Raw genomic sequence first — 7,519 nt, forward strand, 5'->3', positions numbered from 1 at the left:
GTCCTGATCCGGCACTCACTCACCCGAGCGGCGCACTGACCTCAGTCGATGCCCGGGCCGCCCGCCGCCACTGCGACGGCGTGCGGCCCGTCTGCCGCCGGAACGCCCGCCCGAACGCCGTCTCCGAGCGATAGCCGAGCCGGCGGGCCACCGTGCCGACCGGCACAGCGTGGTCGACCAACAGCAGTTGCGCCCGCTCGATCCGCAGTTTCGTCAGGTACCGGCCCGGCGTGAGGCCGGTCGCCGCCTGAAACCGGGCGGCGAACCCGGACCGCGAGGCCAGCGCGATCTTTGCCAGCCCTTCAACTGTCCACTCCTGCCCCGGGTCGGCATGCATCGCGGCCACGGCCTGCGCCACCCCGGGCTCGTTCACCTTCAGCAGCCACCGTGGTGGCGCGCAACCACGGGCATGCCAGGACTCGATCGCCATCGAAGTGAGCAAGGTGGCCACCCGGTCGCCCTGGACGCCGAACGGGTCAGGGCACTGTTGGACCAGGTGACGAAACATGGTCGCGGCCAAAGGCGTGTGGTCGACGAAACCGGTCAGCAGCAGCCGTTGTGGCAGCGCGGTCATGGCACTGCCGGTCCCGACGGGTTCCAGGCGCACCCGGAGCACCCGGCCCTCCGACAGCGCGTTGATCGCGAATCGTTCGGTGCCGGGCACGAACAGAAAATCCCCGCTCGCCAGGTCTTCTGCCGTGCTGAGCCCTTCGACCCGGACCAGCCCGTCCAGCACCACCAGCGCGCTCGGCTCGGTCATGAACTCCCACTGGCCCGCCGTGAGTGCGAACTCGTCGCGCCCGGCGAAGCGCCACTGCACACCGGCCAGCACATCGTCGAGGCTGTGCGCACCATCGGTCTGCGTCACGTGCACCCCTCCTGATGGAACTCCGATGCACTGCACGGTACCGGTCGACGGGTTGTACGCGCGGTGACGTACGCCGGATCGGGTCTCGCGGCCGATGTCGTCGGTCGTTCGGGCGAGCAGGGTTGAGACATGAACATTGTCGACAGCGCGACGACGCTGACCCTGCTGGCCGACCACTACGACGGAGGGTGGCATCCATGGCCGTTCTTCTGGATCTTCCCGGTGATCTTCTGGATCACCGTGATCGCACTGGTGTTCTTCGCACGCCGCCGGTGCGCGGGACGCGGTGGCGCGGTGGGCGCGCTGCGCGAAGGTTTCGCTCGCGGCGAGATCACCGAGGCCGAATACCGCGGCAGGCTCGCGGTATTGAGCGAACCGCGCGGGAAGAAGTAGCGATGCGATTCGGAATCGTGCTCATGCCGCGGTCCGGGGCGGAGTGGACACAGGCGGTGACCGGGGCGCAGGCGCAGGGGTACCGCACGCTGATGCTGCCGGACACGCTGTACACGCCGTCCCCGCTCATCGCCCTGGCAGCAGCCGCCGCCGTGACGGAGAACCTGCGATTGCGGCCCAATGTCCTGGCCGCGCCCTTCCGCTCCGCCGCGACGACTGTTCGGGAAACGGCGGCACTGCAACTGCTTTCGGACGGCCGATTCGAACTCGGGATCGGCACCGGCCGACCGGACGCGCGAACGGAGGCCGAAAGGCTCGGCATGCCATGGGGTTCGGCGGGTGAACGACGAAACCAGCTGATCGACACCATCACCTCGGTGCGCGCCCAGGTGGACCCGTCACCACCGGTGGTCATCGCGGCGAGCGGGCCTCGAATGCTCACCACCGCGGCGCGATACGCCGACCGCATTCTGCTGGCGGCGGCACCGGACGCGACCGAAGACGACCTCGCCGAGATGGTCGGCATCGTCACCGCCCACACCGACCGCGAGATCCGATTCACCCTCCAACTGGTCGGCATCGGCGACCGGCTCCCCAGCTGGCTGAGCACCCGCCTCGGCCACACCCCCGAAAAACTCCGCGCCGCGGGGGCTGCCGGACTTCTCCCCAGCGATCCACAGGCCGCGGTGAAAATCCTCGAGTCCCGCAGCGAGCGTTACGGAATCGACGAGCTGATCGTCCCGGGCGAGCTGGCCACCGCCTTCGCCCCGGTTCTCGAACGCGCACGTCAGTAGACGATGCGCTGCTGATCCGCGACGCGAAAAGCCCGCCCTCTGATACAGAGGGCGGGCTTTCGGTTCAGCTGGTTACTACTTACTCGCCGGAGGCGGCGGCCTCGGGCGCGGTGCCCTCGGCTGCGCCGGTGAGAACCACCTCGGGCTTGTCGTCGGTCGCGGAGCCCTTGGTCAGCTTCGTCTTGCCTTCGAAGGTGAACTTGGCGTCCTCGCCGAGACCCTCGCCGTTCCAGCCTTCGACGTCGACCAGAATGGTCTGGCCCGCGCCGATCTCGCCGAAGAGGATCTTCTCCGAGAGCTGGTCCTCGATCTCGCGCTGGATCGTGCGACGCAGCGGACGAGCGCCGAGGACCGGATCGAAGCCGCGCTTGGCGAGCAGGCTCTTGGCCTGTTCGGTCAGCTCCATCGCCATGTCCTTGTTCTTCAGCTGCACCGAGACGCGGGCGATCATCAGGTCCACCATCATCACGATCTGTTCGCTCGTGAGCTGGTGGAAGACGATCACGTCGTCGATGCGGTTGAGGAACTCGGGGCGGAAGTGCTTCTTCAGCTCGTCGTTGACCTTGAGCTTCATCCGCTCGTAGTTCGAGCCCTCGGCGTTGGACTGGGTGAAGCCGAGGCCGACAGCCTTGGAGATGTCGGAGGTGCCCAGGTTCGAGGTGAAGATCAGCACGGTGTTCTTGAAGTCGACCGTACGACCCTGACCGTCGGTGAGACGGCCGTCCTCGAGCACCTGCAGGAGGGTGTTGTAGATCTCCTGGTGCGCCTTCTCGATCTCGTCGAACAGCACCACCGAGAACGGCTTGCGGCGCACCTTCTCGGTGAGCTGGCCGCCCTCCTCGTAGCCCACGTACCCGGGAGGGGCACCGAACAGACGAGAAGCGGTGAAGCGGTCGTGGAATTCGCCCATGTCGATCTGGATGAGCGCGTCGTCGTCGCCGAACAGGAAGTTCGCCAGCGACTTGGCGAGCTCGGTCTTACCGACACCCGAGGGGCCGGCGAAGATGAACGAGCCCGACGGACGCTTGGGGTCCTTCAGACCGGCGCGAGTGCGGCGGATCGCCTTGGAGACGGCCTTGACGGCATCCTCCTGGCCGATGATCCGCTTGTGCAGCTCGTCTTCCATCCGGAGCAGACGGGTGGTCTCCTCCTCGGTGAGCTTGAAGACGGGGATGCCGGTCCAGTTGGCCAGCACCTCCGCGATCTGCTCGTCGTCGACCTCGGCCACGACGTCCAGATCACCGGAACGCCACTGCTTCTCGCGCTCGGCACGCTTGGCGACGAGCTGCTTCTCCTTGTCGCGCAGACGCGCGGCCTTCTCGAAGTCCTGCGCGTCGATAGCGCTTTCCTTCTCCCGGCGCGCATCGGCGATCTTGTCGTCGAAGTCGCGCAGGTCCGGCGGAGCGGTCATCCGGCGGATGCGCATGCGCGCGCCCGCTTCGTCGATCAGGTCGATCGCCTTGTCCGGCAGGAACCGGTCGTTGATGTAGCGGTCGGCCAGGGTGGCGGCGGCGACGAGCGCGCTGTCGGTGATGGAGACCCGGTGGTGCGCCTCGTAGCGGTCGCGCAGACCCTTGAGGATGTTGATGGTGTGCTCGACGGTCGGCTCGCCCACCTGCACCGGCTGGAAACGGCGTTCCAGCGCGGCGTCCTTCTCGATGTACTTGCGGTACTCGTCGAGGGTGGTGGCACCGATGGTCTGCAGCTCGCCACGGGCCAGCTTCGGCTTCAGGATCGAGGCCGCGTCGATGGCGCCTTCGGCAGCACCCGCGCCGACGAGCGTGTGCAGCTCGTCGATGAACAGGATGATGTCGCCGCGGGTGTTGATCTCCTTGAGCACCTTCTTGAGGCGCTCTTCGAAGTCACCGCGGTAGCGGCTGCCCGCGACCAGGGAGCCCAGGTCGAGGGTGTAGAGCTGCTTGTCCTTGAGGGTCTCGGGGACCTCGCCGTTGACGATGGCCTGTGCCAGGCCCTCGACGACCGCGGTCTTACCGACACCGGGCTCGCCGATCAGCACCGGGTTGTTCTTGGTGCGGCGCGAGAGCACCTGCATCACGCGCTCGATTTCCTTCGAGCGCCCGATGACGGGATCGAGCTTGCCTTCCAGAGCCGCCTGAGTGAGGTTGCGACCGAACTGGTCGAGCACCAGCGACGTGGACGGGGTGCCCGCCTCGCCGCGCGGACCGGCGCCCTCGACGGGCTCCTTGCCCTGGTACCCGGACAGCAGCTGGATGACCTGCTGACGGACACGGTTGAGGTCGGCGCCGAGCTTGACCAGCACCTGGGCCGCGACGCCCTCGCCCTCGCGGATGAGGCCGAGCAGGATGTGCTCGGTACCGATGTAGTTGTGGCCGAGCTGCAGCGCTTCGCGCAGGCTCAGCTCCAGCACCTTCTTGGCACGCGGGGTGAAGGGGATGTGACCGGACGGCGCCTGCTGGCCCTGCCCGATGATCTCCTCGACCTGGCTGCGCACACCCTCCAGCGAGATGCCAAGGGACTCCAGCGACTTCGCCGCCACGCCCTCGCCCTCGTGGATCAACCCAAGCAGGATGTGCTCGGTGCCGATGTAGTTGTGGTTGAGCATCCGGGCCTCTTCTTGGGCCAGGACAACGACACGCCTCGCGCGGTCGGTGAACCTCTCGAACATCGCTCCCTCACTCTCCTGCTCCGACATTCTGGCAACAGACGCCGCAGTATGCTCGATACAACCTAGGGCGTCGGACCGACAACTTTCGCCGTCAGCCTGCCATGAAGCCCGGGGGTTGCGGCCCCCGCCATCCACTCTAGTTGGCAGGGGATTCCGCCGCCGCCGGTCCACCCTATTGGGGACCGGCGACAACATGGTCACTCACTGACAACGCGCACGTCGCAGCATTCGTTTCCACCTCAGTTTTGCCTACAGCGAAATCGCGCCGCGCGGCTCAACCGGTGAAGGGTGGGACGAATTCGCACGCGACCGCGGCCTGCCGGGCGGGATCGAGGGCGTTGAGGACATGGCCTGCCGCGCGCGGGCTGCCCGCGATGGCCAGGTGTTCGGAGTAGTCCTGCGCGCACCCGTCCTGCACCACGATCGAGGTGGCGTTCGGGCCGGGGACCAGGCCCGATGTATGCGGAACGACCAGTTCGTCGAAGGCGGAGACGATATTGGTGTAGGTGACCCGTGCGTCGTACACACCGTCGGCATTGAGCGCGGTCATGAAGGGCGAGCCGGTGAACATCTGCCCGCAGGCCTGACACAGCGACGAGCTGACCGCGTCGAAGGCGGGACCAGCGCCGAGCGCCCGGCTGAAGCGGGCGATGTCGGCCGCGCCGAACGCGTTGGTACCGAGCCACGGCGGCGCGATCCCGACCAGCTTGCCGACCTTGTCTGCGCCGCCCAACCGCTTGAGGTAGTAGTTGCCGACGATATTGCCCTGCGAATGGGCGATCAGGTCGACGCGCTCGGCGCCGGTGCGGGCCAGCACGCTGTCGACGAAGGCCGAGACCTCGGCGGCGCTCTGCTCGATCGGACGCATGCCGCCGATCGCCGAGACGGGCCAGGGAAGGGCGTAGGCGCCGTAGGTGAGGGAAAAGACGCAGTAGCCCTCGTTGGCCAGCAGGGGGGCATATACACCCCAGTTCGTCTGCCCTCCGCCGCCGGTGCCGTGCAGCAGGACCACCGGGTCGGGATGCTCGGGCGAGGGGACGCAGCCCGGATCGTTCGCGCCGGGTAGCGAGCCGCCCGGGTTGGTGAGCTCCGGCGCAATGCCCGCGAAGAAGTTGTAGTCGACCGGAAGGGGCTGGGCCGACGCGGTGGCGGGCAGGCAGGCGAACAGGGCAGCGGCCAGCACCAGAAGCGAACAACGTCGCATGAACGACTCCTCACTAGAACGTGTTCCACTCATCATGGAACACGTTCTAGTGATCGCGTGGCACTACCGGCCGTAAACCATCGACACCGGTGCCGCGGCCACGTCGGTGACCGAACTGGACTTACCCTGCTGCACGCCCGCGGCGAACAGCGCGCCGCACAGCACCAGGAACGCGGCACTGTGCAGCACCGCGCGGACGATATTCCAGCGAACCCAGGTCGCCTCGAAATCCGCACGGACGGCGGCGGTGTCGGCGATCGACGCCGGATCACCCGCCGCGGCGAGCGCGTCGTTGAGCGGCACGTTCAAGCCGGCGGTGACCGCGAACGCGATCACGTTGAGCGCCAACGCGATTCCGATCCAGATCAGTGTCGAACGCTGTTCCCTACCGAGGTGCAGCGCGGCCGCCAGCGCCGTGAAACCGACCGTGCCCATGAAGCCGAACATGAACCAGGGGTTGATGATCACGACGTTGATCTTCTGCATCACGTCGATCAGCGTGCGGTCATCGGTGCGGGCCAGCGCCGGCATCACCGAGATCGCGTAGGCGTAGAACACGCCGGCGATGAGTCCGGTACTGAGCAGGGCCAGCACCATGGTGGCCATCCGAACTGCGAACATGTGATGTCTCCTGACTCGTGGTCCGGAGCTTCGATCTCGCGCTCCGGTGATACGAGTAAGTCAACCGCCCAGACCGGATCCGCGACATAGTTCAGACGCTCACCGACCTACGCGAACGTCGCACTCACAGATCGTGGTCGGAGATCAGGCCGCTCTGCATCGCCAGCGCGGCCAATCGGGTGCGCTTCTGGTTCTGCGGCAGATTCTCCACCCCGAACTTCGCGAACAAGGCGCGCAGGTGGGTTTTGATGGCATCGATCGAGAGGAACAATTCCTCGGCGATCTGCTGGTTCGACGCGGGCGTCGCGAATCCGGTGCCGTGTTTGTACGGTCGGCACAGCGCGACCAGCACCGCGCGCTGGGTCTCGGTCAGTGAGCGCATCGTGGGGATGGACCCGGACGCGGTATGCGTCGCGTCATCCACCACACCGCCGAAATCGAAGAAATGCACGAGCGTGGTCCCGACCCGAATCCGGTCGCCGGGACTCAGCCGACGCCGCCCGACCAGCCGCTCGCCGTTGACGAAGGTGCCGTTGCGCGACAGTCCGTCGTCGATGATGGTCCAGTGCGCACCGAGGTGTTCGACCGCGGCGTGCAGCCGGGAAACCTCGGCGTCCCACGCGAGCACCAGGTCGGCCTGCACATTGCGCCCGATGGTGACACGCTGCTGCCCGGCCTCCAGGGCCAGTTCATGCTGCTTACCGGTGTCGTCGGTATACCGCAGGAAGGAACTCACTGCGCGACACCGCCGGATACTCGAAACACCTTGTGCACGGCCATCAGTCTACGTCCCGAGACCCCACACCCGGGACAACCCGGGCCCCTTGTTCCCCGCACCCGGCACAACCCGGGCCCTTCGTTCCCTCGTTTTCCCCGCCAACGCAACCCCGCACGCCCCGACCTCGAGGAGGGGCAGGCAGGCGCAGCCTGCCGTTCGCGGCCGTCCCGCTGTTGAGGCGCCGTTGCGTAGGCGACGAAGGAGCAAGCAACGG

Annotated in this window: 7 protein-coding genes; 2 read left to right on the forward strand and 5 right to left on the reverse strand. The window is 67.0% G+C overall.

Features of this window, described 5'->3' with window-relative positions; translation table 11 throughout:
• Positions 1-19: 19 nt before the first annotated feature.
• Positions 20-868 carry a helix-turn-helix domain-containing protein gene (locus ACFWF3_RS16850; RefSeq protein ID WP_378990747.1) on the reverse strand — a complete coding sequence of 283 codons (849 nt, stop codon included), beginning with the start codon at positions 866-868 and terminating at the stop codon, positions 20-22.
• 129 nt (positions 869-997) lie between these two features.
• Between ACFWF3_RS16850 and ACFWF3_RS16855 the strand changes: the two genes are divergently transcribed.
• Together ACFWF3_RS16855 and ACFWF3_RS16860 are read left to right on the forward strand one after the other, a co-directional pair.
• Positions 998-1,261 carry an SHOCT domain-containing protein gene (locus ACFWF3_RS16855; protein WP_378990748.1) on the forward strand — a complete coding sequence of 88 codons (264 nt, stop codon included), beginning with the start codon at positions 998-1,000 and terminating at the stop codon, positions 1,259-1,261.
• A gap of 2 nt (positions 1,262-1,263) precedes the next feature.
• Positions 1,264-2,055: an LLM class flavin-dependent oxidoreductase gene (locus tag ACFWF3_RS16860; protein WP_379314390.1), complete on the forward strand. Its 792-nt coding sequence runs from the start codon at positions 1,264-1,266 to the stop codon at positions 2,053-2,055.
• 79 nt (positions 2,056-2,134) lie between these two features.
• On the opposite strand, the gene ACFWF3_RS16865 is transcribed toward ACFWF3_RS16860, so the two are convergent.
• The 4 genes from ACFWF3_RS16865 to ACFWF3_RS16880 all read right to left on the reverse strand — a co-directional run bounded on the left by ACFWF3_RS16865 (position 2,135) and on the right by ACFWF3_RS16880 (position 7,263).
• Positions 2,135-4,702 carry an ATP-dependent Clp protease ATP-binding subunit gene (locus ACFWF3_RS16865; RefSeq protein ID WP_379314391.1) on the reverse strand — a complete coding sequence of 856 codons (2,568 nt, stop codon included), beginning with the start codon at positions 4,700-4,702 and terminating at the stop codon, positions 2,135-2,137.
• A gap of 274 nt (positions 4,703-4,976) precedes the next feature.
• Complete coding sequence (locus tag ACFWF3_RS16870) at positions 4,977-5,906, reverse strand: lipase family alpha/beta hydrolase (RefSeq protein ID WP_379314392.1); 930 nt, start codon at positions 5,904-5,906, stop codon at positions 4,977-4,979.
• A gap of 63 nt (positions 5,907-5,969) precedes the next feature.
• Positions 5,970-6,527 carry a DUF1772 domain-containing protein gene (locus tag ACFWF3_RS16875; protein WP_379314393.1) on the reverse strand — a complete coding sequence of 186 codons (558 nt, stop codon included), beginning with the start codon at positions 6,525-6,527 and terminating at the stop codon, positions 5,970-5,972.
• Between the two features lie 124 nt (positions 6,528-6,651).
• A complete protein-coding gene (locus ACFWF3_RS16880; RefSeq protein ID WP_101464728.1) occupies positions 6,652-7,263 on the reverse strand; it encodes an FHA domain-containing protein in 612 nt (203 codons plus the stop codon).
• Between the last annotated feature and the right edge of the window lie 256 nt (positions 7,264-7,519).

The sequence above is a fragment of the Nocardia sp. NPDC060220 genome (assembly GCF_042727815.1).
Classification (GTDB): domain Bacteria; phylum Actinomycetota; class Actinomycetes; order Mycobacteriales; family Mycobacteriaceae; genus Nocardia.